We start from the raw sequence: 25,918 nt of genomic DNA on the forward strand, positions 1-25,918 counted from the left end.
TGCCCTGCACTGTGTAGCTCGGTGCACTGACCGTACCAGTGACAGGGTCATAAGCTGCCCCACCACCCAGGTTGCTGGCCGTTGCAGTGCCAAGGTTGGAGACCTGGGTGTTGGTTCCAAACAGCTGTGAACCATTAACCGCATCGGTAGACGTCGCCGACAAGGTGCCCGCCGCCAAGTTGCTCAGCTTCTGTGCTGCACCAGGCGCTGCAGCGTCACCGCCCGCTGCGGTCAGTACAGTCTCATCCGGCGTGCTGGTGCGTTGCACCACTCCGACAGAACCGTTGCTGATGCTGTTGTTGAGAGTCGTCAGATTACCGTCGACCGCACCAATGGCTCCGCCGACGTTGTTGTATTGACTGCCCTGCACTGTGTAGCTCGGTGCACTGACCGTACCAGTGACAGGGTCATAAGTTGCCCCACCACCCAGGTTGCTGGCCGTTGCAGTGCCCAGGTTGGAGACCTGGGTGTTGGTTCCAAACAGCTGTGAACCATTAACCGCATCGGTAGACGTCGCCGACAAGGTGCCCGCCGCCAAGTTGCTCAGCTTCTGTGCTGCACCAGGCGCTGCAGCGTCACCGCCCGCTGCGGTCAGTACAGTCTCATCCGGCGTGCTGGTGCGTTGCACCACTCCGACAGAACCGTTGCTGATGCTGTTGTTGAGAGTCGTCAGATTACCGTCGACCGCACCAATGGCTCCGCCGACGTTATTGTATTGACTGCCCTGCACTGTGTAGCTCGGTGCCGTCCACGCACCGGTTGTCGCGTTGACCGCAGCGCCGCCGCCCAAGGCTGCCGCCGTATCCTGGCCGGTTTTATTCAGTTGATTGACGTTTACAGCGTCAGTCGCATTAGCGCCTGCAGCAAGGCCAGTAATGCGACGACCATTAGTACCATTAGCCACGTTGACTTCCCCGCCAGTGGTGGCAGTGCCGCCGACGCCATACGCAGCGGTGCCCAGCGTCGTGCCAGTGGCGGAAGAGCCGCTGCCCAGGGCCACAGAGTTAGCCGACGCTGCCGTAGCGCCATTGCCAAGGGCTACAGCGTTGGTGGCAGTGGAGCTTGCGGTAGGTCCTACCGCAACGCTGTTGGTCCCCGTAGCAGTGCTATCGGCCAGGGTCGAGTTGGAATGAAAGTACTTGATGCCCGCACCATTGCTGATGTTATTCAGCGTAGTGCCCAAACTATTGACGGCAGTATTGGTGGAGAACAACTGGCTGCCGTTCACTGCATCGGTGCTGGTAGCGGTGACTTGGCCTGCTGCGACGTTGCTCAGTTGGCGTTCACTACCCAGGCTGCCCAGGCTCAATACGCCTACAGGCGCTATACCCGCGTAAGTGTAAGTGGTGCCATTGATTACCACGCTGGTCGTGGCGGTGGCGGCGGCAGTCGTCGCGCCACTGCCCAAAGCAACCGAGTTAGCCGTGCCTGCGGTAGCGCCATTGCCCAGCGCTACAGCGTTAGTGGCAGTGGAGCTTGCGGTGGGTCCTACTGCAACGCTGTTGGTACCGGTGGCGCTGCTGTCGGCCAAAATTGAGTTGGTGTGGAAGTATTTGATGCCCGCGCCGTTGTTGATGCTATTGACGGTGGTGTTGGTGGCAAACAGCTGCGACCCGTTCACTGCATCCGTACTGGTAGCATTCAATGTCGCCGCTGCCAGGTTGGTGATCGTCACCGGAGCACCTGCTCCCGCGCCACCCGTTGCACCCAAAGTGATCTTGGTGCCGCCGCTGGCATCGTATTTGACTGCGATATTGGCCGTGTTATCAACATTGGTGTTGAGCGCTGTCAAGGCAGCGGCAACTGTCGTCTGCGCTGTAGGCCCAGTCACTGCACCGGCAGTGCTGATACTATTGATCGGCTGGCTGAAGCCGGTGATATTGCCAGTCGCTGAACTGTAGATCGCGCCGCCGCCCAGCGTGCTTGCGGTTGTTGTGCCCAGGTTGTTGACGCCGGTTAAGACCGAATTCAGCTGAGAGCCGTTAATTGCGTCGGTGCTGGTGGCAGAAATCACGCCTGCCGCAACGTTCTGGACCTGGCGCTCAGTACCTGCAGCACCCACCGACACCACACCATTGGTAGAAGCAGCTGCCTGCACGCCAGCTGCAGTACCACCAAATTGCGCAGTAGTACCGGTATGCGGAGCAGCTGTAGTTGACTTCGAACCTAAGGCAACATCGTTGGTATTTTTAGCCACTGCAGTATCGCCCAGCGCCACGGCGCCTGCAGCGGCCGCATTGCTGAGATTTCCAAGTGCCAACGAACCTTTACCGTACGCGGTATTTCCATAGCCGATGGCAACGGCGCCACTGCTAGCGGTCGTAAAGGTCGGATCGCCTGCCGCAATGTTACCGCCCCCCATCGATACCGCGCCATCGCCTAACGCTCTTGCATTAATCCCGATTGCCACTGCACCACTACTACTCCCACCGGCATTAGCAGTGGTGCCGCTCGAACCGATTGCAACGTTCTGGCCGGTTGCGCCACTGATAACCCTGTAACCCTGCGCAATGCCGAAAGGACCATTGGCCTGGGCGCCAGAGCCAACTGCTATACCTGCAGTAGCGCTCGAAGCAACATTGGCGCCAGAGCCAACTGCTATACCTCCAGTAGCGCTCGATAAAACTTTTGAGAGTATGCCGATTGCAATAGAATCTGATGCGGATGCGGTGGCTTGAGTGCCGACAGCGGTCGCTCTAGTTGCTGCCTGGCTCAAGACGCCAAACGCGGAGGCATAGTCTCCAAGCGCTTGCGAAGCTGCGCCAAACAGGGTTACGGCAAACTTGGCCTGTCCATCGGCCGCACAACCGGCAACCGTCGAATAATATCCATTCCCATCCGCCCCAGTTTGGGTGCGGGTCGTACCGTCTGCACCGGAAAAGGTACCGGGGACGCAGGCTGCTCCGCCGTTTGTGGATATGGTTGAGGCATGTCCCGTTAACGGCAGCGCCAAGACTAAGGCCGTCGCTGAAGCTTTCAGCAAAATTCCGTACCCAAGGGAAGTCTTCCATGCCGAATCCCCCGACGAATTGCCTACGCCGGAGAAGCACCTAGATCGCGCGCTCTTGCCTTTGGCCGCAACCAGTTCAGAAACCACCATCCAGCAGCCCATCGACGAATTCCAAACTACAGAATAGATTTTATTCATGACTTTAATTTGGTTGAAACCAAACTCCGAAATAAGCGTCATACATTGCGTGATGACGTACGCTTTAAATTCCGTTGTAGTTCCACTAACTAGCTGACAAATATCGAATGCCACCCACAGACGATAAAAATCAAACTTCGTTAACTTAGCTCGCGGCAATCACAAAGGAACCTCATGCGTGTATGCTCTCAACTTCGCACATAGGTTAAGTCAGGAAATTTCCCTCTATTTGTAGGAAATTTCCCAAATAGCGAATATCAGCAGACCTTTTCAGTCACGAAAAAACGCAACCGGTGATGTAATAAATGCTCGCGGACGTTATGCGCCTTATGAGTGCTTAAAGTATTGCGTATTGAGTTGCGCGCTCAACAACTGGTCGTAAAGCCTCGGTGAAGCTCCAACCAGTTCAATAGACTGGCCGCCGACATGGGCCGTGCACACAAGTAGCCTTGCCCTTGCTTACAACCCAATTCCAATAGCACTTTGCGTTGGTCTTCGGTTTCGATCCCTTCGACCACTACCGACATCCCCAGCGCCTCGCCCAGTGCCAGCGTGCTACTGATCACAGCGCGACGACGTGGGTCGTTTTCCAGTCCGCGCACGAACTCCCCGTCGAGTTTAATTTCGTTGAACGGCAACTGGCACAGCCGCTGCAGCGAAGAAAAACCCGCACCGAAATCATCGATAGACAGGCTGCAGCCCATCATTCGCAGGCGCACCAGGCTTTCCAGGCTGATCACCGGTTCTTCGAGCAATCCCGTTTCGGTCAACTCAAAGGTCAGCCCCGAACCCGGTAGATCATGCGCCATCAAGATGCTCTGAATCCGGCTCGTGAGTTCCGGTTTGACCAGTTGCCCCGCGTGCAGATTGAGCGCGACATTCAGATCCCCCCCCTGTTTGATTGCCTTGTGTTGGAGCCTCAAGCATTGTTCCAACTGCAGGAACAGCAACTCATCGAGCAATCCACACCGTTCGATAACTGGCATGAACATCGACGGTGGCAAGACCCCTTTGAACGGATGGTGCCAACGTGCCAGCGCTTCAACACTGTACACCTCACCCGTCTGCAGATTGAACTTGGGCTGAAAGTACGTATGCAGTTGATGGCCGGCGAGCGCTCGACGAACCTCCTCCTCAGTGGCCGGAGCGACAGGCAGCAAACCCAATTCGTTAACAGGCTGGTTCAAGTGTTTGGCTAGCAAAAGCTGTGACGTCCCGGGTTGCAAAGGCTTGCTGGAATTGCCGAGAGTCGAAATCAGTTGCGCCATCACACTGAGCATATCGATCGACAACGTACGACTGATGATCGACCCTGTTAGCCCGGATCGGCTCATGATCTGCAGAAGAGCCTGAGCATCCGCACTCTCCACAGGCAAATCGCACAACGTGATATCCACTGCACCGGTCTGTTCGAGGAACGCTAGAGCTTGCACGCTCTCAGTTGCCACAAAGACTTCCTGGCACCCGGCTTGGCGCAGGCGGCTGGCCAACCTTGAACCGCTGGAAGTCTGGTTGGCAAGTACCAGTATGCGAAGGGGGAGCATGGGCATAGATACCGTTCACTTTTAGAGTATTGCACCGATTTTCCGGGCCGAACCAACAGAAATCTTTAGGAAAATTCCTTGTCAATGTAGGAGTTTTCCTGCGGCGCGACTGGCTTCTAATCGACGTCAACGCTGCCACGCTTCTCGACCGTTTCCGGATCAGCTATCTGCTGCTCCAGCGTATGCCCCAATCGCTCCATCGCTTGTTGCAAGGCATCCACGGTCTCTGTCAGGGCGGCATTGTCCTCCCCCCTGCAGACCTCTTCCAATTGCTCGCAACACTGATTCAGATCGCCCGCTTTGATAATCCGCGCCGCGCCCTTGACCCGGTGAGCGAGACCGGAAAGGCCTGACAGGTCGTGCTCACCGAACAGCTTGATGAGCAGCAACATGTCCTTTTCGTTGCTGCTGGCCAGACTCCTCAGCAACTTCCTAGTCGCGGCTTGATCGCCACCGTTCAGTTGGCGCAGGCTGCTAAGGTTGATGCCGCCCTCTACAAACGGGCTCACGGCGCCTTTACGCGATGACTCCGCCACAGACTCCACCGAGGCGAGTCGAATACTCAGGTCACTCAGGCTGATCGGTTTAAACAGACAGTCATCCATCCCTTCCGCCAGGCAGCGGTCTTTTTCTTCTGGCTGAGCATTGGCGGTCAGTCCGAGGATCAGACAAGGTTGCACCCCTGATGACTGTTCTTCGTAACGGATGGCCTGCGTCAGTTCATAGCCGTTCATCATCGGCATGTTGCAGTCAGTGATCACCACATCGAAATGGTCATTTCGCCAGGCACGCAGGCCATGGGCGCCGTCCTCGGCGTCGCTGACGCTATGCCCTAGGTAGGACAATTGCTGAGAGAGCAGCAATCGGTTGGCCGGGTAATCGTCGATCACCAGGATGTTCAGCACGCTCATCTGGTCCGGGAGTTTAGCGGCCGACCGTTCGGCAGCGGGCACAGGTTGCAGGATCAGAAGATCGAGGCGGATATCAATCTGCGTACCCTTGCCCGGCAGACTGGTCAGGTGCAAGTGCCCGTCCATCATTTCACACAAGGTACGGCTGATGACCAACCCCAACCCCGAACCACCCCGCGCCGATTGATGATTATTGCGGGCCTGGCCGAACTGGCTGAACAACAGCGCTTGATCCTCGGCGCAAATGCCGATACCGGTGTCATTCACCTGAACATGAATTTCCAGGCGCTCACCGCACGCGCTCAGTACTGCCTGAACGCTCAAGCGTACCTCGCCTTCGTCAGTGAACTTGATAGCGTTACTCAACAAATTGGACAGTATTTGTTTGAAACGCAGCGGGTCGATTAACACATCGCAACTGGCCTTGAGGTCGAAATCCAGCAACAGTGGCAAACCCTTCTGCCGTGCCACGCCTTCGAATATGCGCACCACCGACTCCACCAGCTCACGCAGGTTGGCCCGCTCAGGGGACAGGGACAGGCGGCCGGATTCAATACGGGCAATGTCGAGAATATCGCCGATCAGATCCAGCAACCCTCGTGCCGCGCCTGAAGCCACTTCGATGGCGAAACGGTCCATGACGCCTTGATCGACCTTCTTAATCGCCAGTTCGAGCATACCGATCACAGCATTCAACGGCGTGCGGATTTCATGGCTCATGGTCGCGAGAAAGGTCGTTTTCGCCCGATTGGCGTCGTCTGCATTTTCCTTGGCGTGCAGCAGTTGATCCATCAGTCGTTGACGGTCGCTGATGTCGATCCAGCCGGCAATAATGCCCATTATCACACCCTCACTGGTGTAATACGGCAGCATCCAGTGATACACCGTGTGCACCACCCCCTTGAAGGTATAGGTGCGATCTTGAATACATCGCGTGCCGGTCTCCATGACCCGGATGTATTCGGCCTGGAACATCTCAGCATCAGAAGCACCAACTACCTTGATGTCGTTCAGTCGCAGCCCCATCACCGCTTCCCGCGGCAGACCTAGCACCTCTAGGTAGGCCGAATTGCAACTGATCAACCGCCCTTCACAGTCGCGCACGTAAATCGGATGAGGAGTGCCATCGATCAATGCGCGCATGAACTCCATTTGGTCATTGAGCGCTAGTTCGGCCTTTTTAAGGATAGACACCAGTTTGCGCAGACGAAGGATCCACACTAGCGCCAGCATCAACAACAACGCGGAGATGGCAAAGCCCTGAACATCTCGCCAGCGATAGTTCAGCCAATTGTTATCGATCACCACTTCGTTGCGCCAACGTCTCGTCAGTTCATCCAGTTCCTCCGGAGGAATGCTTTGCAGGACCTTGTCCAGAATCGAGTACAGCTCAAGCGCACCACGACTGATAGCGAACCCGGTCGATGCCGACACAGGGCCGACAACACCGGCCACCCGCAAACGATCACGGTACTGCCGCTGAACCATGTAACGCCCGTTGACCAGCAAACTGAGGGCACCGTCCGCATCGCCTTTGTCTACCAACGCCAAAGCCTCGGCCGCCGTGGCTGTCTCGATCAATTGGATGCTCGGGAATGTTTCTCGAATGTAATCCTGAAGCCCATTGCCGTGCCGCATCGCCAGTCGTTTGCCCACCATGCCTTCCAGCGATTGTGGTTTGTCAGGCTTGTCCTGCGTGATCAGTACAAACGGGCTAGTTAGATAAGGCCGGGTGAACCGCAGCTCCTCGTCACGGAACGTGCCGGGGGGGAAGCCCGCAATCAGATCCACTTCGCCGGATCGGAGCTGATCGATTAGCTTCTGCATGGAGCTGCTGCGCACGACATTAAATTTCAGACCGGTACGCTGGCTGACCTTGGCCAGCACTTCGGCGCTGATACCCCAGAACTCACCCCGCCCATCAAAAAAGTAGACAGGCGCAAAACCATCGCTCACGCCAACGGTTAGACGAGGATGTTTTTGCAACCAACGTTGTTCGGTTTCTGTAAACAGGAGCAGGTCGGGGCCGGTAACACTCATGTCCCCTGCTCCCCACCGACGCAGAATCGTCATGCGCTCGCTGTTTGGGATCACCTCCAGCGCAGCATTGATGATGCGCAAGAGCCGATTGTTGTGCTGATCCAGGGCGAATGAGAAATGTGTGGACACACCCGCCAACGTCGTCAAGTAGACGTCATTGAGGAAGTATTTTCCGACCAGGTAGTGCGTACTGACGGCATCGCCCAGATAAGCATCCGCCTGATTGAATGCCACCGCGCCGATAGCGCTTTGGGCCGATGGGTGAAGCTGCAGCGTAGCCTTGGGGTAGTGCGCGGTGACCGCATCCGTCGGGAGAACGTGATCAACGATAGCAAGGCGGTTGCCAGCCAGGTCGGGGGCCAACGCCTCACCGGTGCTACTGCGCGTCACCAGCACCGACGGGGCCTGCACATAGGCACTGGTGAGCGCCAGATCTTGATCTGTCCCACCGACGCTGATTACGGTACCCAGAAGGTCCAGCTCTCCGTTCCTGAGCGCCTGCGTCGCTGCGGCGACGGAATCATAACGAAGCACATCGATCTTTAAGTGCAACATACCGGACAGCAGCGCCGCATAATCGGCGGTGATGCCCTCGTAATCCTTGCCACCAGTTATCATGCCCAAGGGCGCGTTATCCGGCAGCGAGACCCCCAGACGCAGTGAGCGCTTGGCGCGCAGCCAGCGCCAGTCCTCTTCATCGAGAACGAGCGAAGGGCGTTCGCCATTCGAGCGACCGAAGAGGTTGAGGGGTTGCACCTCAGCCTCTACCGGTGAAACACTCCCTAACTGGCAGAGCAGGCAGGCGGTCAGTCCAAAGCAATGCAGGAGAGTGTTCATTTAGATCACGTGATTGCGCTTGGCAAAGTCAGCCAGATACACTACCGACTTCACATTGAGCTTTTCAATTAGGCGAGCTTTATAAGTGCTGACGGTCTTGTTACTCAACAGCATGGCATCACCAATTTCTTTGTTGCTCATCCCTCTGGCAAGCTGCTGCAAGATAATCAGCTCTCGATCGGACAGGCCTCGGATCATCTCCAGTTCGGTTGAGTCGATATCGCTGCGGCGTACAGAGTTTCCTGCAAGATTTGGGAAATAAGTATAACCAGCCATCAGCGCCTTGATCGCTTTGCTCAGCTCGCTCAACTCGTCGGTTTTCGAGATATAACCGGCAGCGCCCGCCTTTATGCAGCGCATGGCATAAAACGCCGCAGACTGAGCGGTCAATACCAGAATCTTGCTGGAGAGTTTCAGCGCACTGATCCGGCTTATGACTTCCAGGCCGTCGAGGCTGGGCATGGCTATGTCCAACAGAATCAGTTCTGGCTCGTATTGACGAGCCATTTGCAAGGCATCGGCGCCGTTATCAGCCTCGCCAATGACTTCGAATTGGTCACGTTCAAGCAATGCCCTCACCGTCGCCCGAATGAAGGGATGATCGTCCACAATCAGCGCTTTATGCATATTAACCTCACAGCTATAGAGAGAGGACGAACAGGTCACGCTCTTAAAAGCATGGAACACATACCAGGCTTATGCTGACCGGTTGACTCAGTAATTAAGTAAATAACTCCATCTATTTCAGGAACCAAAAACTGACGCACTCAAGTAGGCAATTCGGGCGCCTGCAACCACCGCAGGAACCTCTGAGCCTCCATCGGGCGCCCCAGATGGAATCCCTGACCGAATGAACACCCCATCGATAAGAGTCCGTCTCGAATAGACTGGCTGCTAACTCCTTCGATCACTAGGGTCATGCTCAGCGCTCGGGCCAGCGCCACGGTACTGGTGACCATCGCATGGGTACACTCTTCCTCGATGGAGCGAACAAGCTGGCCGTCAAGCTTGAGCTGGTTGAACGGGAGTTGGCAGAGCAGCGTCAATGATGAAAAGCCAATACCGAAGTCATCGATCGCAAGGCTGCACCCCATCATGCGCAGGCGCAGCAGGTTTTCCCGCGTGGTGCGGGGCAAATCCAGCAAGCCATTTTCAGCCACCTCGAACAACAACGTCTCTCCCGGGAAGTTGTTACGTTTTAACAGCTGTTCAATGTGCTCAATCAGGTCGTTATGGGCCAGTTGCGAAGCGTGAAGATTGAACGCCAACTCCAAGCTTTGGCCGGATCGACGCAAGGCGTTGAGCAAATTCATCCCCTGCTGGAGGAGTTGCTTGAGCATTTCGTCGATCAGGTCATAGGCCAAGACGGCGGCCAGAAAGTCCTTCGGCAACAAGAGCCCCTTAACCGGGTGCTGCCAACGCGCCAGCGCCTCCGCCCCGGCCACTTCGGCAGTTCTCAAATCGAATTTCGGTTGAAACCACGCTTTAAATTCTCCCTGAGCCAAACCTCGACGAACGTCCGCCTCACTCGGAAGCCTTGAGTGAAGTATCGGTTCGATTTCATATACCAACCTTTGGCGGTTATAGCGCCTGAGAATTTGCTGCAAAGTGCATAGCTGGGTGGGACTGCTCATGACGCCAAGCATCTGCAAGCCCGAACGGCAGGCTATCTGTTCAATTGCACGATGTAATTCCGGCTTCATGTCGCCACATAGCGCAACAGCACGTGCCAAACCGCACTTCCCGACCCAGGCCAGGAACTCCAAACAGTTGACGGCAGAACCACTAAAATCACAGAGTACGATATCAACACAGCCAGAACGGGCTATATGCAACATCGCCCCCTCACTATTACTCGCATGCAGGATATCGTTGACACCCAGTTGTTCGAGTGCCTTAACTAATTCGCCAAGCTGAAACGATTGATCATCCATGACCAGAATTCTGAGTTCACACATCTGGTCAACTACTCGCTAATTACTTGAGGTGAAATTTTCTCAACTTAATTTCACTTGAAGCGTAGGTTTTTTCTGGGCGCGCTGTAGGAAATTTCCCAAGCATAGAACGTGCTATAATAATAGTTTTCCATTTGCCTCAACTTGGATTATGACTGGGTCAGCAATAAAAATAACCCGCCTCCCTTCGCCGCCGGGAGACTACCATCTCCGATTTTGATCCTTTTGACCTGTCTCACAACATCCATCAATACCACTCCACGAAACAACGGACTTCGATACGCAAACCACGCCTAATCGGCCTGATGTGGATAGAGTGTTGCCGCTGACCGAAAACTAACTCAGTAAAGGCTGTTCTGCCGACTGAAAGCCGAGCCAGGTGTTCAACTGCTTCTGCTCACTTCCCGAGTTGGAGAGCAAAAGGCGATCAGCATGGAAATTTTGGGGAAAAGCCGGCGGATATACTTCCGCGATAAGCTATCGCTGCACCAGAAAGCCAAGCCTATCGAACTGTCGAGAAACACGATCCGAAAATGGATCACAGCGCCCGAAGCTACTCAGCCGGCGTACCGCGGTGCGTGACCTTCAACAAACTCAGCCCCTTCCACGACACGCTGGAACAGGCGCTGAAAGCCGCTTCGTTCCGGGCAAAGCACAATCACAGAAGCGCCAAAGCACTTTTCTAGCAGATCAATGCCGAGGGTTATGACGGCGGTTACAGCCAGCTCACGGCGTTCGTGGCGATGGACGTGAATACTGCTTTTGATCTGGAGGTTCGCCAGTATTACCCGAAAGTGCGATTGGTCTACGACCTTTCCATGTGGTGGCCAAATAGGACCGAGAGGAGGTTGATCTGGTCCGGATCGACGAAGCTAACCGACTAAGTCATGACAAGCCGGCGCGCAAGGTCATCAAGCCGGCGCGGTGGCTGCTGCGTAACCCGCAGACCTGAAAACGCCGGAGCAACAGGTCCATTTACAGGATTTGTTGGCGACCAACCAATCGCTGATGACGGTCTATTTGATGGAGGCTGAACTCAAAACGCTCTGGATGCCGAGTGCCGCCCAGGACTGGAGATCAGCATGGAACCAATGCCTGTGTCATGCACATGAAAGCGAAATAACGGCTCTGCCCCAGTTTGCCAAATGGCTAAAGATTTACTAGCGGTGCATCGACATTCGGGTTCGCTGACCGATGCACACCGGTCAGTTGGAAAGAGTAAAAAGTCGAATAAAGGTCATCAAGCAAATGGCCTACAGTTACCGGGATAGCGAGTTCTTTTTCATGAAGATCAAGAGCGTCTTTCCTGGTATTCCGTGATGGACCGGACATACCATGGTTCGATAACAGCGGGACATGATTGACCGCTTTTGCGCCGATTCTGTTGAAAAAATCGGTTTTCCCAAAACGCTCGAATATTGATGGACGAAAACACCTCTTTTGCACGCTGCTACGTGAAGTCCGGGTCCTGAACCTTCTTTCCAAAAATCAGATTTCAATCTCAGGTGCATACTTTTCTACCGTGGAATTCGAAGCCGACTTTTTCAACAGAATCGTCCGATTGCTGCCTTCCACAGCATGATCACCGGTCAGCAATCAACAAACCAGTTGTAGAAATGATATCCCGCGCTAACCGACACAGCACATGTGCCCAGCTTCAATAGGGGCCACTGTCCTTCGACACCAATCCACCACTGCACCTTGAACAGAAGAGCTCCTACCAACACGCAGGCTAGAACACCAAGAGCCAGGCCAACCAAAGCGAACAGCCGAGCCCCTAACCCTGGATTTCCGCCGTGCCAGTTCTCACTCAGGCAAAAGGGGCAATGATTGGACGAAGGCGAATACCCCCAGAAACCACGGCTATATGACGCTCTCGGAACCATCGCTTTGCCACAGTTGTGACAGGTAACCATCGAGTGTCTCATACGGCATCTCAGCTCAAATCGTCCTAGATGAGCCCATGGTGCGCTACCGCGGAAAAAACCCAACTGCGTGACCTGACATCTACCCTGCACCTGGTCTGAGCTGGGCTCAGCCCCTCCTGGCCACATAACCAAGGTTATGCTGTACGCGACCGACTCTATTGAATACTTCCCGGTGGTTGCCAGGTCTCGCCGGTCGCAAATCGATAATTCAGGACGCCAGTTCAACTCCTCAATTACCGCTCATCTGAAATTGTTTACAGGGGGCATTTATGGGGGCACAAACAGAAACAAGTTAAAAAATTCTATTAAAAACATAAACCTACTGATCAAAATTTAATCCCCCCGGCTCCACCATTTGATCAACTAAAGACGTCCACGGACGTCTTTTTTTGTGCCTGAAATCCAGTAAATACGAGGGTTTCAGCTCTTTTGGGGGCTTTGGAGGATTTCTGAGTTCCAGGCGCTTTGGTATCCCAGGTGGTATCCCGAGTTACCAAATGCTATTTTCAGGATACCAAAACGGTGCTGGAGGTAGCCCCATGCCTACTAACGCAACCCGCCTCTCCGATCGCCAGCTCAAGGCAGTCAAGGCAACTGGTAAAGACTTCGTCCTCAGCGACGGCGACGGCCTGCAGCTTCGAGTACGCGCCAGCGGCTCGATGATGTGGAATTTCAATTACCGCGAGCCGTTGACCAGAAGCCGTCTTAATATGGCGCTCGGTCCATACCCCGACCTCTCGCTAGCCAACGCCCGGAAGAAAGCAGCAGAGGCGCGTGAGCTGCTCGCATTGGGCATTGATCCCAAAACCCAGCGTGATGAGGTAAGGCAAGCCAAACTTGCTGAGACTGAACACACGTTCGAGAAGGTGGCCACCGCCTGGTTCGAGCTGAAGAAAGACTCCGTAACCAAAGCCTACGCCGAAGACATTTGGAGATCGCTGACGCTCCATGTGTTCCCAAGCATGAAAACAACGCCGCTCTCTCAAATCACTGCTCCGATGGTTATCAAGATCCTTCGCCCAATCGAGGCCAAAGGGAGTCTCGAAACCGTGAAACGATTGAGTCAACGACTCAACGAGATCATGACCTACGGGGTCAACTCCGGGCTGATATTTGCGAACCCCCTCAATGGAATTCGGGCAGTGTTCAAGAAACCCAAGAAAGAGAACATGGCTGCGCTACCACCTGAGGAGCTTCCCGAGCTCATGATGGAAATCGCGAATGCCAGCATCAAGCGCACGACCCGCTGCCTGATCGAATGGCAGTTGCACACGATGACCCGCCCCGCCGAAGCAGCCACCACACGATGGGCAGATATCGACTTCGACAAGCGCATTTGGACCATTCCGCCAGAGCGCATGAAAAAGCGGCGCCCGCACACAATCCCCCTCACCGATCAGGCACTTTCGTTACTGGAAACGCTCAAGCAACTCAGTGGTAACAGAGAGTACGTGTTCCCCTCAGATAGAAACCCCCGCACCCATGCCAATAGCCAGACCGCCAACATGGCGTTGAAGCGCATGGGCTTTCAGGACCGTCTAGTCAGCCACGGCTTGCGCTCGATGGCGAGCACCATCCTGAATGAGCATGGCTGGGATCCGGAACTGATCGAGGTCGCGCTGGCGCATGTCGACAAGGACGAAGTTCGTAGCGCCTACAACAGGACTGACTACATCGAACGCCGGCGTCCGATGATGGCTTGGTGGAGTGAACATATCCAGAACGCGGCCACCGGCAGCCTGTCGGCATCGGCTATCAATCAAACCAGAGATCGCAACGTCGTACCGATTCGCTGAACATCCAAAAGGTACGCGACACCGGCTACGATTCGTGTCGTGTGGTAGGGTGAAAGGAGTGACGACAGTTGCCAGATCTCTGGTATGCCTGCGCTTTTTCAGCCAAGCCCCTGAGTATGGGAAGGCTCCGCATTCCCATACTCAGGGGCTCACGCTTAAAGGTCTATCAGGCAACCACAGTTTTTGCCTTTCTGTGGCGGATCAACCCTGCTGTTAACTCATAGTAATAGATGGTAGCTGGAGCTGAGCATCGCAAATAGTGCTCCAGAAACCATCTCACGTGCTTTTCTCTCCAGGACCATGGAGTCGCGCACCCCCAGCGCTCACGAATTACCTCATGCATCCTTTCTGCTTGCCTGATGTGCCGCTGTCGCGTGGCATGTGCACCTTTGAGCACAGGCCTCAGAAACAATGCGATATCAAACTCGAATTTCATCGCCGACCTCCGATGTAGGCACTCACCACATCGATGCGGTTATGTCCCAACTCGTGGCTGATCTGCTGACGGGGGTGCTGATCAAGCTCTCGATCTTCTCGGTGACCACGACCACCATTAACGGGAGCAGGAATGCCGGTCAGTTGCTCATAGCGCTCACAGGCGTAAGCCGCCCGCAGCTCATGAAAGCCTTTCAATCCATGTTCATGCAGGAGGTCCCGTGCCGGTCGCACAACTGATTGCATAAACTCTTTGTAGCTCTCGTTGGGAGCCAACAGGTTCCGACTGCCGCTGGGTGAAACCTCCCAGGCCCTATCCAAGGCGCCACGGATTTGATCAGTGACCGCGATCCAGCGCGGTGCTGACGCGCCTGATCGACCACCTTTGGTGCCGTCTTGGATGTTGATCTTGCCGAGTTGCCCGGCCTCACGTTGCAGTCGGGGCAGATCCGCCAAGATCGCTTCACGCAGGCGCATACCAGTCTCCCGAGCCAGATGCACAATTGCGGTCACTCGTTGCTGACCTCGCTCTGACAGTGCGCGTGCGATCAACTCGATCTGAGCACGATCTTGGCCTTGCGGTGCCTCCCCACGCACGTTTGAGCGCTGCATACCCAGCGCCTTGCTCGGACTGGGGATTTTGACGTACTGATCACCGCGCAGCGCAGCCATCGTTCGGTTCACGCTGGACAGTCGGTTCTGCGCGGTGGCAATGCCGACGTTGCCCTGATCAACCTGCTCCCGCACGTGAACGGCGTACCGCATGAGGATCTCGCGGTCTATCTGGCGCGCGTCGTTGACCCTCGGCCCCTCATCGGATCGACACCAATGCACGAACGCCTGCCAGCGATCACTATGGGCCTTGACGGAAGCAAAATGGCCGTCGCCAAATAGATCTTTCAGGGCTTGCGGTCCGGCATAGCTAAGCTGGCGACCAAAGCCAAAATTACGCCCCGCTCGCTTACCGACCCGAGCCATTTTCCTGCTCCTGATCAACAGCAACGAGATCATGCAACAGGGCTTGCCAATGCGCACCTACGAAGGCGAGCTGAGCCCAATCAGAAGGGCGAAAACACAGCGTGTTGTCGGTGACGTAGAGATCCGCGCCTTCCTCTTTCAGCCATTGGATGATGGCTGTCGTCGAGGCAGTAGCTTTATGGGTGATGGCGACACCGGCGACAGCGGCGACACCCCTTGTCCTGCCTGGCTTTGAGCGTGGCGACAAAGTGGCGACACTCGCGGCGACAAACCGCGCTTTCGGCTCCTTTTGACGTTGAGCTAAGTGGTTGCGCAGTGCTTCATCAAGATTGAACATGGCGCACCTCGAAGGTATGGCCGTCGGTAATCAGCCAATGATGATCAAGCAACTCGACCAGAAGCTTGGTGGCATGGCGACTGCTTTTACGGGCAAAGCGGGGACCGTTGCGGTTCAAGTCTCGAATACTAAAACGCTTCCAATCTTTGACCTGCAGCCAGCGCAACAGCCGGTCCGCCTCCTCCTTAACTCGACAAACTGGCTCCTGCTCAGTCAGGCGCTGGATCTCGGTGAGGTAGTAGCCAACTAAAGCCGAGGCCCGTTGGATATGGTCGACCTCCACGACGGTGCTCTCCTCCACAACTGCCAGAATGCCGGCGACACGTAGTAGATTATCGGCGGCCTTCGATCCGCTAGGTCGCACGCTGGCCAGCTCGCCAAACTCACCCAGCTGAGCTTCGATGGCATCATGCAAATCAATCCAGCGACGGCGGGCTAACGGACTGAGGGTTAGCGGTAATAACTGTAAAGCACCATCAGGAGACAGTGACCAAGGCTGATGAAACAGGGCAGAGAGGCGGTGCTGATAGCGTCTTAAGGCGGCGTCTTTGGACAAGTCGACAGACTGATAACTGCGCTCTCCAGCCAGACTGGTGGGCCAGGTCATCAGGCAGCGACCTAAGATGCCTTGTCCCTGCAACAACGGATCACTGAGTAACTGCATGGCCAAATATGGTTGCAGCATCAGATGCAGGCTTAGGCGTCGGTCATAGGCTCGCAGGCTTTCGCCGGCCATGGACCGAGCACGATCAATCGGGCTACCGTCCCAGAGTGACGATAAGGTCGTGACCGCTTTCAAACGGTTATCCCGACTCATGGTGCTGCTGCCGAGGAATTGTCCCCCTTCATCGCAGAACAATCCCATGCTCGGCAGGTCGTGACAGAGGCCTTTGATCAGGGCCTCGATAGTCGGGTCCGTGGTGATCAGCCTAGGGGCTGAGGGCTCAGCTTCGAGTGACATTCCGTTCGAGGACTCAGGATCGCCAAGCTTAATACGCTGTGCCTGCCGCTGTGCGGCACGGTGCCGTGCAAGCTTTTCGCGGTAGCGCTGCCACTGCTCACGTTCCCATTGCCGTGCTGGGAGCAATGCACATCGATCCGCCGCCGTTTTACGATCCCCTGACGCGGCCACCGTGATCAGGTAAAGCGACAGCGGATAATTTCTCCCATCGAGCTGTAAGCCCGCATGACCTTGAGTGGCCAGCGCCGAAGCAGCCAGCACCGATTGTGCAGCCAATGCCTGGGGCACCCCGATGACCTCGGCCATGCGTTCGACTGCAGGCCCAAGAATCCCACCCAGTGCCTGCACCGGATAAGGCTGGGCCACTGGATTCGACTCAATCAGCGGTCGAGGTGGTTGTGGTAGTTCAAGCTTCGGATCTAACTGCTGCATGGGCCCCTCTCCTCGTCATTGCTGGTTGTCCTCACGTAGTTCCGCCTCGGCTGTTGAGTGTTATCAGGGATCAAGGCCCCTGCGGCCTGTGAGGTGTTCACTGACGCGGAACGAACGGCTCCTTACGACCGGGAGCAAGGGCATGAACCCATGACTCTGGCCTCCTTAAACGCATCCGAAGATGCGGGCGGGTGGAGGCTGTGCCGACTGACGAGTTCGGCACCTAGAGATCCTGGGTGAGAGAAGGCAACAACATCGACACCTGGGGCATGCCTGACTGTCAGTCAGGTGCAGCCTTTCCATAGGCTGCGGCACCGATGCCTGTGTCGTTGCGGATGGCGACGAATCGGATTTGTCAGGCCAATTGTCACGAGGAGAATTGCGGCAATGCCATGTAAGACGTGGATTGCAGCAGTGAAACGAGCGCCCGTCTCTTTCCAGGAGAAAGAGACGGGCGCGGTCTGGCGCAACGAAGTGTGCCGAAAGGTGAGGTTGCTGCAGGGCAGCGAGGATGGTCCATCGTCTGCCGCAATGGACAGATTGGTAGAGTAGGCATCCATCACTCTCGGGGAGTGACCGTGCGAGCCGCCGGATGCTAATCGCACTTTGGGAGAACCACCACACAAGTGGCGTAGCCTTGAAGGTTCTGGCTACCTGGGCAGGTGCTGTCAACGACAGCGATCCGTGCGCCAATTTTTATACCTGCTCGAAAAGGCGGTCAAGCACTCCGGGGACAATAGTCAATAAGTGGCGACTGTCGCCACATTTGTCGCCATGCTCCAGGCCCCACTCTGCCTGGGTTGTCGCCGGTGTCGCCGGTGTCGCCACCTCTCTAGCCATAGCTCTGCGAAAGGCTCCACTCTGACGCTGAAACTGCAGTGCGCTCGATAGAGAGTGCTGGCAGTTACTCAGGTAAAAAAGACGTGGAGCTAATCAAATTTGAGACGGAACGATGGAACGAGGTGGCTTTGAGAAAAAGCGAGTGAACCCTCCGATCGGCACGATCAAAGATCGCTTGATCGAAGGGTTTGGCGGAAAAGCAAAGCCTCGAGTTTCAAAGGCAGCCTCAGATAACATGGTCAGCGTCTGCTGTATTCGGCTGGCATTCGGCTTCGCCGTATATCCTGCGGGCGGAGGCCATGAATATTAATACGGCCGGTAGCCCATGCTCAGTATTTCAACCCCCATTTTCGCCGACTTATGCGCCAGGTATAGGCTTAGCGCAGAGGATAGATAGACCCACCCCTTTTCTTTTTCTTACGCTTGAACAGGTTCAAGATTTTTCGAATGATGCTCATGCTTTTGCTCCCGATAGAGGCCGAGTTCGGCGCTGATAAGTTTCGCAAGTTGTTCGTTGCCCAGATCATTGAAATGGACACGGTCTACAAACAGGGTTTCATTGAATACAGGTGATCGTTTGAGCATGGCATTCATGTCCAGGCAACGGATGTCGCCGGCTTTCGCTTGGATATGCCTGAAAAACGGAGCGTGCACTTCCTTGCCCAATACACCGCTGAACAGCCGGTAAAAGTTGTTCGGGCAACTGTCGATGGCATGGAAGACTGCCTCTTCAGCAGGCGTTAGCTGGTCCCGGCACCAATGGGACAAAGGCTGAAGGACAAAGCTCAGCGTGGCATTACTGCCGGACAGCAGCAGCTTCCACTGCTTCAACGCCCCCGTGATGGATTCGGCAGCGCGCTCAAGGCGGGCATCCAGTGAGATTCCGTCGTCGGTGATTACCTCATCTGCCGGATTCTGATAGAACAATGCCTTCTTGCAGCGCTGTAGCCAGGATTCACCACCCTTGGACCCAAACGAATTCTTCTTGCGTTGCATGTCCTCGTTGAACTTATTCATGTAATGCTGGAATTCGAAGGAATAGTAGTAACGCCCATGCTCACTAGCGAATTCGTCCGGGATACCTTCCAGTGCTAAGGTGTTGATACCACTGAACACCACTACATGGCCGATTTCCCCGAAGCGTTTTTGATGCATCAGGAACATCAATAATTCCTGGGTAGAGTTGTAGCCACGCCCGGCAAAATTCAGCCACACCTCGCCGGTCAATTCGCTGAGCCTGGAGGCCACGGTGGATGCATCCCGTGTGGCGCCAACACCCAAAGCAGTTGAGCCGCCTACCAGCAAATTGACCTTGCCATTCCCTGGGAGCTCTGTGACTGAGAAACGCTTGCCTTCGAACTCGCTGTAGCGAAATCCGAACGCGTCAGTATTGATCGTCGGCGATCGAAAGTTCTTCTCATGGAAGTACATGGTGTAGGGCACCCAGCGCGCCCCAATGTGCATGAAACTGTCGTAGTCGCGGATTTGCGGGGTCCACTTATAGACCTCCTGCACGGCCTGGTGGTGATCCAGTACGGGTTTCTCAGTCGAGGGCATAGTGCGTTCTCCAGTCGGTATCTTCATTCCATTGAGGCTGTTCGGGCTTGGTCAGCAAAAACTGGCCGATCACGAGGCAGTCCATTTCCGTGCGCATGAAACAGCGGTAGGCGTCTTCCGGACTCTCAACGATGGGCTCGCCTCGGACGTTGAACGAGGTGTTGATGAGTACCGGGCAACCCGTCCGCCTGGCAAATGAGGTGAGCAGCTGACGAAACAGAGGATTGTGCTTCCCATCCACCGTCTGCACCCTGGCGGAGAAATCCACATGAGTGACTGCCGGTATCTGCGAACGCTTGAGTTTGAGCTTCTCGATACCCACGTAACCCACTTCGTCAACGGTCGGCTCACGCTTTTCGGGCTGTACCGGGGCGACGATCAACATGTAAGGCGACGGCTGATCCAGATCGAACCAATGATGTGCCTCCTCGGCTAACACCACCGGTGCGAAGGGGCGAAACGACTCGCGGTTCTTTATTTTGAGATTCATCACGCTCTGCATGTGTTCGGAGCGGGGGTTACCCAGGATCGACCGTGCGCCGAGAGACCGAGGGCCAAACTCCATGCGCCCCTGAAACCATCCGATCACTTTATCATCGGCAAGCTGGGCCGCTGTCGCCTCAATCAATGCTGAAGGGTCGAGCTTTTGATAGTTGGCTTTCAGTTGACGCAGATTCTGTTCGATGTGGGCATTGCTGTAGTCATTGCCGAGGTAAGCGCCTTGCATGCTGTCTTCGACACCATCTGCTTCGCGTTGCAGGCCAGAATTTTCGTAATGGCATTGCAAGGCGGCGCCCAAGGAACCACCGGAGTCCCCTGAGGCTGGCTGGATGAAAAGGCTTTTGAACAGTCCGGAGCGCGCCAGCTTGCCATTGGCCACACAGTTCAGAGCTACACCGCCTGAGAGGCATAGGTGCTCCGCTTGAGTCATTGCCTTGACCTTGCGGGCCAGACCCAGCATGACCTGCTCGGTTACCACCTGGATTGAGGCGGCCAAGTCCATTTCCCGCTGAGTGATCCGGGCCTCAGGTTCACGAGGCGGGCCGGCGAACAAGGCCTCAAAGGCGTCGCTGATCATCCGCTCGCCGACCTCGTAATCGAAGTAATGACGGCTCAGGGTAAAACTGCCGTCGTCTTCAACCTGGATAAGGTGCTCAAGGATGGTATCGACGTATTTCGGTTCGCCGTAAGGCGCCAATCCCATGAGTTTGTATTCACCGGAGTCGACTTTGAATCCGCAGTAATACGTAAACGCCGAATACAACAGGCCAAGGGAATGGGGAAAACGGATCTCGAACACCGGTTTAAGCTTGTTACCGGTGCCATGCCAAGCCGTAGTTGTCGACCACTCCCCTACACCGTCGACGCACAACACGGCGGCGTCTTGGAACGGTGACGGGTAGAACGCCGAAGCTGCATGACTCAAATGATGTTGGCACAGGTATAACGGCGGCATCACAACACCGGGGAAAAGTGCCTCCAGCTCGCTGGCGAGAATGCCGCTGACATTCTTTCGTGCGACAAACTTGGTGTAGTTTTTAGCGAACGCCAGCGCACCTCGTGGGAAATTATTTTTGTAGGTATGGCAGATCCGCTCAAACTTGATGGCCGGGTCTTCGTAGTAGGCCAGCCAACTGATATCAGTCAGGCTGATACCCGCCTGATCAAGGCAAGCGAGCAAGGCCTTAGCCGGAAAGCGCTTGTCCTGTTTGATCCTCGAGAAACGTTCCTCCTGCAAAGCACAGACGATTTGTCCATCCTTGAGCAGGGTCACCGCGCTGTCATGGTAGAAGGCTGAAATTCCAATGATGTAGGTCATGCGATCCCCTGTACGAAGGCGAATAGCGCAATGGCGAAAAACAGCACAGGAGGCAGATAGTCAAACCAGGTAGCACGCTGGATGGTGGCCCTCAAAGAGTGAGCGGTGAGCCCGACTGTCATGTTCACAAGGATCCCACCAATATTGAAAATGAGTCCGTAGAGCAAAAAATGCAGCCAGGCAGGACTGGCGTCGGAAGGTACGAATTGCGGCAGCAGGCTAATAAAAAACAGGCCAATCTTGGGATTCGACAAGTTGATAAGCATGCCTTTGCTGAAAGCGTAGTTGGCAGGGCCAGGCGGATTTTCGCTAACCACAGCGGCATCGGCATCGGCTCGACGAGGCCAAGAGATATAAGCCAGATACAATAGATAAAAAGCCCCCGCGATCTGCACGGCGCGATACAGCAGCGGCACTTCCTTGAAGATCAGCACCAAGCCGAATGCTGCAAGCAATACGTAGAAAAACACCCCGAACTCAACGCCCGCCGCAGCCCGAAGGCCGGTTCGTACACCGTGCTTCAGAGACTGGTTCATCACATAAAGCATTGCCGGTCCAGGGGAGAGGTTGATGACCAGTACTGCCAATATGAAAGATAAAAATCCGTAATTCATAATGCATCCTGCCGTTGAGTGATTTTGGTGAAACTGCGCTGGGCAAAGGCTCGCAGAGTTGACAGCAATGACTCAGTGGGAGGGCTTAACGCTCGATATCCGACCCAGATGCGCCGCCAATGGTGGGAGAGTTCTTTGTGCCCGCCGCTCTGCGCCACATCATCCAGATGCTGTTTGATGGCCTCTATCGCCCAAGCCGTATGACCGCTGACCACGTTGTCGATGGTGTTGTGCAGGTCGGTAAACATCGAGCTAAAACCGTAGTGCCGTAACACATCGGCTGAGCGGCGATACTCGCCCCCCACGCCCGACAGCTCCATTGCGAGATTCAGTCCCAGTGTTTCCGGCTGGAAACTTTTCGGAAACAGTGAAATGGCCAGCCAGAAAACGGGAACCTGTAAGCACCCACTGTCGAAATGTGGGGATGAAGCAAAGGACTGCGCGGTGAAGTCCCCCAACTCAACGCCCATGCTGGCCAGCAAATCTTGATAAATATTGCCGTGATGGATTGTGGGGTCGCCTTGCCCGAGCTCATCAAGCAGGGTCCGATACAGCAACGCACCGATGGGACTAGTGGCGCTGGTAGGCGTGACGATATTTCGCAGCCAAGCGCCGTCGATTAAGGTCAGTGGCGCAAGTTTGATTGCATCGGCAATGATCTCCTCACGAGTTTCTTCCGGAGCGTCCGTCAACGGCCGATAGCTTTCAACTTGTCGTTTATGCTGTGCAGCCAGCCACAGATCCAATTGATGATGACTGTATGGGCTGAACGGCAGTCCTTCTTTCTGCACTGTCTCGCGATGCCGGGCCAGCCAGCGCTCTGCAAAGTGCCTGGCCATCGGAAGTGCATCCAGTGCTTTATCAATATGAAGGAACAGGGGATAAAGTTTTTGTAGAGGGTATCTAGAGTATTTCGCCAGCGCTTTCTGCCTGGCCTCTGCGAACGCTGTATCACATGGCCCAGCAGGGTATTCAATATGTAACCTGGTAGGCGGCAGCCTGGCATCAGTACCCTTTATCTCGGTATTAAGCGTTGCAATCCAAGTATCAACGACGTGGATATCCCTCGTGGAAAAGACACCGAACATTCTGCCTTTCGGATTGCTGATGAGATTCATCAAAGCGCTTTTTCCTGGCTGGCCAGCCTTGACGTAGCGAGAGTTCGCTAGCGCCTGAATCGTTGCATGCGCATTGAACGTTTGCGGATTCAGCCAATGGTCAATGGGCTGATCCGCCAGCGTCCCACGCTTGTGATAACCACAGCCATGAGGGCCTAGTTTCTCAATTAACGCGACCATGTCTGCCGCATTGCTGAAACGCACATCATCCATTAGTTCGCTGGCCAGACGGCTTTCATTTTTGTGAATAAACCCCATTGCGCAAGCATGGCCTGTGGCTATTTGCGCATGAGATTTCGGGTCGACCTCAGCTAAGTAATGGTCAATGGCCGCCAGAGCCAGCGGACGATAGCTACCACCTGAGGCTTGTCCGAAGAGTGGATTCCCGGCCACCTCATAAAGACCATTGAGTTGATCGAGATAGCTACATAACGCAAGGTTGACGCCCAAGGTTTCTGGGAATCGTGTTGCTGGAAACCATGCCAAGCCAAGCAAAAAAACGGGGAGCTCGAAAGCAGCGTCCTGAATGAGTGGGTGTTGGCTGAAGCTGGTTGCGAACACTTCACCCAAATTCAACCCAGCCTGCCGTGCGATTTGGTCGAATTGATAGCTCTGGCTAAGTGTAGGGTGCCCGCTCCCCACGATTTTTGCGTGGGTCTGAAGCAACAGCCCAGCATCCCTACGCCACGCGTACGGGATAGAAGTTACTCCGGAGAGCCAGCAGCCAAGAGTTTTAAAAAGTGGCGCATGCTGATAATAAAAATGCTGCCGCTGTTGCGCACTTCTCAGTTGATTAAGAATGTCCCTCCTAATTCTCTCGCCAATTGTTTCGACCTCACTCTCTTCTAAGAGAATCAGTTCGGCGAAGTTTGAGACGTCGGCAGTACCACGGTAACTCTCCAAGCAATGATTAACGTTATTCCAGACCAACTCGAGCAACCCGTGACATTCCTCCTGATTGATCAGCCTGAAAAACCACTGGCGAGAACCCTGCTGAAACTTCGCGAGTTCTATCGGAGGGACTCCGAGAAAGCTCGGCGCGTCGTCATCAGGCAAAATAGGGGAAATACCAACCATCACTCGATCCTTGTCTGGTAAGGTTTGACCTGCTCGCGGAATTAGACATCACGCGCTAGCCAACAGCAGGCTGAAGCAGTAATTCACGAACGTTGTAGATCAGTCCCAACAGCGCCACCAGCAACAAGGCGACTCCCGAACACTTGGAAATTAGCTGTTTGTTGGTGTCGTTGAATAGCTTTCTGGTAATGAAAATGTAGGCCCCCAGAATGAGCAGATCGATCAAAACCCACAGCAACGACAGTAGCAGCAGGCTGTGTTTCGATGATGAGGTGACCTGAATGAATTGGGGAAAGAAGGATATGAAAAAAATAATGTCCTTCGGATTTGAAATACCCACGACGAAACCGCGCCATAATCCTCCGTGAGCTGCACTTTCCCCAGGTGTTTCTGTACCAGCAGACGCGGGCGACCTCTTGAGCGTATCGAGTGCTAAATAACCAATAAACAAGCAGCCCATCAGACTGAGAATGTTCAACAATATGATGTTAATAGCGGCGCTGGTAAGAATAATGTATGACGCCAATGCAATCAGCACCAAGGAGGCCCAGTTCGTCCCAATTGCCGTCGAGAGCGCCTTCCTAGGGCCATCGACGCTGGCTGTAGCGATCACCAAGGCGACGACGGGGCCCGGCGTCGCTATCAGTAGCATAACGGTCAAAATATAAGTTGCAGTTAATGCCGTATTCAAGCTTTTTCGCCCCTTTGGTTGGTTACTTGAGACTCATCCGAAAAGGACACCGCTCATGGCTCAGCGACCCAGGCTCTTCGAGTTGGTACTGTTTTATTTCTAGACTGCCACGTTCACCAAAAACGCCAAGTGTCTGAGATTTGATGCCTTGGTTGTAAGCTTCGGATCTTGAGCGAATACGAGCGCGAATACGTTGACCACTCACTGAGTTTCCGGCAGCTACGTAGTCAAAATTCTCCCGAGGATTGATCACGAAAACAATATGCGAACCTAAGTTCCTGCTTTTCATCAACCTATGTTTAGGGAAACTCATATTTATAAACAGGGGCATCCCTAGGAAGGAAAATGACCAATGTTCGCTATGAAGGTCGGCTGGAATCGCTTCTGGCCATGGTCCGGGATCGTGGTCATGCAACTGCTGAAGAAGATTCCAGGCATAGAGCTGCTCAAACTCAAGCGAACCAAAATCATTCATTTCAAATAGCACAATTAGAGGCTTACCTATCCTATATTTTAAAGACCAAGACTCTGCTTTTTCCACATATGAAGTTAGACCAGAAATAAAATCCGCAACGTCGCTCGCTTTACTTACAAAAAGCAGTTCAGCGCTCGAAGAATTCACCGCTTTTTTTCCAAACAAGCAGGGGAAATCGTCTTGGCTGACGATGGACTCAAATGCGTTTAAGGCCATCATCATCCATGCCCTCTTTAAAGACTCACACGCCTCTACATATTCAAGCAAATCCAGCTTGTTAAAGCATCGTCCATGTATAGCTAACATTACATCTCCAAGAGGAATCTCTAAAAAGTTATATGCATATAGCTTTTTTAGAGGCGCATTTTGGGAGAGGAGTCGACCGTTGTAAAACGAGTTAGATTATGATCTAGTATTAGCTTTAC

Annotated in this window: 17 protein-coding genes and 1 pseudogene; 3 read left to right on the plus strand and 15 right to left on the minus strand. The window is 54.6% G+C overall.

What is annotated here, in order from left to right:
- The 5 genes from HBR93_RS20665 to HBR93_RS20685 form a co-directional block, all read right to left on the minus strand.
- A partial coding sequence (locus tag HBR93_RS20665; RefSeq protein WP_262377338.1) for an ESPR-type extended signal peptide-containing protein occupies positions 1-3,190 on the minus strand: 3,190 nt, incomplete at its 3' end.
- Between the two features lie 323 nt (positions 3,191-3,513).
- On the minus strand, positions 3,514-4,692 hold the full coding sequence (locus HBR93_RS20670) for an EAL domain-containing protein (protein ID WP_262377339.1): 1,179 nt from the start codon (positions 4,690-4,692) through the stop codon (positions 3,514-3,516).
- A gap of 116 nt (positions 4,693-4,808) precedes the next feature.
- Positions 4,809-8,480: a transporter substrate-binding domain-containing protein gene (locus HBR93_RS20675; protein ID WP_169960965.1), complete on the minus strand. Its 3,672-nt coding sequence runs from the start codon at positions 8,478-8,480 to the stop codon at positions 4,809-4,811.
- Positions 8,481-9,107 carry a response regulator transcription factor gene (locus HBR93_RS20680; RefSeq protein WP_169960966.1) on the minus strand — a complete coding sequence of 209 codons (627 nt, stop codon included), beginning with the start codon at positions 9,105-9,107 and terminating at the stop codon, positions 8,481-8,483.
- Positions 9,108-9,247: 140 nt separating this feature from the next.
- A complete protein-coding gene (locus HBR93_RS20685; protein ID WP_262377342.1) occupies positions 9,248-10,414 on the minus strand; it encodes an EAL domain-containing response regulator in 1,167 nt (388 codons plus the stop codon).
- 462 nt (positions 10,415-10,876) lie between these two features.
- Here HBR93_RS20685 and HBR93_RS20690 point away from each other — a divergent pair.
- From HBR93_RS20690 to HBR93_RS20700, 3 genes and pseudogenes are all read left to right on the plus strand, one after another.
- Positions 10,877-11,118, plus strand: a pseudogene (locus HBR93_RS20690) (IS21 family transposase); the annotation flags it as partial.
- A 325-nt stretch (positions 11,119-11,443) separates the two neighbouring features.
- Positions 11,444-11,599 (plus strand): hypothetical protein, encoded by a 156-nt coding sequence (locus HBR93_RS27050; protein WP_262377344.1) that lies wholly within the window; start codon positions 11,444-11,446, stop codon positions 11,597-11,599.
- Between the two features lie 1,303 nt (positions 11,600-12,902).
- Positions 12,903-14,159 carry an integrase domain-containing protein gene (locus HBR93_RS20700; protein ID WP_102616927.1) on the plus strand — a complete coding sequence of 419 codons (1,257 nt, stop codon included), beginning with the start codon at positions 12,903-12,905 and terminating at the stop codon, positions 14,157-14,159.
- A gap of 166 nt (positions 14,160-14,325) precedes the next feature.
- Here HBR93_RS20700 and HBR93_RS27055 read toward each other — a convergent pair whose 3' ends face one another.
- The 10 genes from HBR93_RS27055 to HBR93_RS20745 form a co-directional block, all read right to left on the minus strand.
- Positions 14,326-14,595, minus strand: a complete 270-nt coding sequence (locus tag HBR93_RS27055) for a hypothetical protein (RefSeq protein WP_262377343.1) — start codon at positions 14,593-14,595, stop codon at positions 14,326-14,328.
- Complete coding sequence (locus HBR93_RS20705) at positions 14,592-15,572, minus strand: integrase domain-containing protein (RefSeq protein WP_169961001.1); 981 nt, start codon at positions 15,570-15,572, stop codon at positions 14,592-14,594. The genes HBR93_RS27055 and HBR93_RS20705 overlap by 4 nt, the downstream gene beginning before the upstream one ends.
- Positions 15,556-15,909 carry a hypothetical protein gene (locus HBR93_RS20710; RefSeq protein ID WP_169960968.1) on the minus strand — a complete coding sequence of 118 codons (354 nt, stop codon included), beginning with the start codon at positions 15,907-15,909 and terminating at the stop codon, positions 15,556-15,558. The genes HBR93_RS20705 and HBR93_RS20710 overlap by 17 nt, the downstream gene beginning before the upstream one ends.
- Positions 15,896-17,302: a YfjI family protein gene (locus HBR93_RS20715; protein WP_169960969.1), complete on the minus strand. Its 1,407-nt coding sequence runs from the start codon at positions 17,300-17,302 to the stop codon at positions 15,896-15,898. Before HBR93_RS20715 ends, HBR93_RS20710 begins: the two co-directional genes overlap by 14 nt.
- Before the next feature lie 1,257 nt (positions 17,303-18,559).
- Entirely contained in the window at positions 18,560-19,699 is a 1,140-nt protein-coding gene (locus tag HBR93_RS20720; RefSeq protein ID WP_169960970.1) for an SGNH/GDSL hydrolase family protein, read from the minus strand.
- A complete protein-coding gene (locus HBR93_RS20725; protein ID WP_169960971.1) occupies positions 19,686-21,518 on the minus strand; it encodes a carbamoyltransferase in 1,833 nt (610 codons plus the stop codon). Before HBR93_RS20725 ends, HBR93_RS20720 begins: the two co-directional genes overlap by 14 nt.
- Positions 21,515-22,132, minus strand: coding sequence for a LysE family translocator (locus HBR93_RS20730; RefSeq protein WP_058396120.1), 618 nt, complete (start codon positions 22,130-22,132; stop codon positions 21,515-21,517). The genes HBR93_RS20725 and HBR93_RS20730 overlap by 4 nt, the downstream gene beginning before the upstream one ends.
- Positions 22,129-24,327, minus strand: a complete 2,199-nt coding sequence (locus HBR93_RS20735; RefSeq protein ID WP_169960972.1) for an iron-containing redox enzyme family protein — start codon at positions 24,325-24,327, stop codon at positions 22,129-22,131. The genes HBR93_RS20730 and HBR93_RS20735 overlap by 4 nt, the downstream gene beginning before the upstream one ends.
- Positions 24,328-24,382: 55 nt before the next feature.
- Entirely contained in the window at positions 24,383-25,018 is a 636-nt protein-coding gene (locus HBR93_RS20740; protein ID WP_169960973.1) for a LysE family translocator, read from the minus strand.
- A 22-nt stretch (positions 25,019-25,040) separates the two neighbouring features.
- Positions 25,041-25,799 carry a YqcI/YcgG family protein gene (locus tag HBR93_RS20745; protein WP_169960974.1) on the minus strand — a complete coding sequence of 253 codons (759 nt, stop codon included), beginning with the start codon at positions 25,797-25,799 and terminating at the stop codon, positions 25,041-25,043.
- Between the last annotated feature and the right edge of the window lie 119 nt (positions 25,800-25,918).

Origin of the sequence: Pseudomonas sp. WS 5411 (assembly GCF_012985595.1) — a bacterium.
Lineage (GTDB): Bacteria > Pseudomonadota > Gammaproteobacteria > Pseudomonadales > Pseudomonadaceae > Aquipseudomonas > Aquipseudomonas shahriarae.

Coding starts and splice junctions, on each gene's coding strand:
- HBR93_RS20670 (WP_262377339.1), bottom strand. CDS start 4,692: ATGCTCCCCCTTCGCATACTGGTACTTGCCAACCAGACTTCCAGCGGT.
- HBR93_RS20675 (WP_169960965.1), bottom strand. CDS start 8,480: ATGAACACTCTCCTGCATTGCTTTGGACTGACCGCCTGCCTGCTCTGC.
- HBR93_RS20680 (WP_169960966.1), bottom strand. CDS start 9,107: ATGCATAAAGCGCTGATTGTGGACGATCATCCCTTCATTCGGGCGACG.
- HBR93_RS20685 (WP_262377342.1), bottom strand. CDS start 10,414: ATGGATGATCAATCGTTTCAGCTTGGCGAATTAGTTAAGGCACTCGAA.
- HBR93_RS27050 (WP_262377344.1), top strand. CDS start 11,444: ATGACGGTCTATTTGATGGAGGCTGAACTCAAAACGCTCTGGATGCCG.
- HBR93_RS20700 (WP_102616927.1), top strand. CDS start 12,903: ATGCCTACTAACGCAACCCGCCTCTCCGATCGCCAGCTCAAGGCAGTC.
- HBR93_RS27055 (WP_262377343.1), bottom strand. CDS start 14,595: ATGAAATTCGAGTTTGATATCGCATTGTTTCTGAGGCCTGTGCTCAAA.
- HBR93_RS20705 (WP_169961001.1), bottom strand. CDS start 15,572: ATGGCTCGGGTCGGTAAGCGAGCGGGGCGTAATTTTGGCTTTGGTCGC.
- HBR93_RS20710 (WP_169960968.1), bottom strand. CDS start 15,909: ATGTTCAATCTTGATGAAGCACTGCGCAACCACTTAGCTCAACGTCAA.
- HBR93_RS20715 (WP_169960969.1), bottom strand. CDS start 17,302: ATGCAGCAGTTAGATCCGAAGCTTGAACTACCACAACCACCTCGACCG.
- HBR93_RS20720 (WP_169960970.1), bottom strand. CDS start 19,699: ATGCCCTCGACTGAGAAACCCGTACTGGATCACCACCAGGCCGTGCAG.
- HBR93_RS20725 (WP_169960971.1), bottom strand. CDS start 21,518: ATGACCTACATCATTGGAATTTCAGCCTTCTACCATGACAGCGCGGTG.
- HBR93_RS20730 (WP_058396120.1), bottom strand. CDS start 22,132: ATGAATTACGGATTTTTATCTTTCATATTGGCAGTACTGGTCATCAAC.
- HBR93_RS20735 (WP_169960972.1), bottom strand. CDS start 24,327: ATGGTTGGTATTTCCCCTATTTTGCCTGATGACGACGCGCCGAGCTTT.
- HBR93_RS20745 (WP_169960974.1), bottom strand. CDS start 25,799: ATGTTAGCTATACATGGACGATGCTTTAACAAGCTGGATTTGCTTGAA.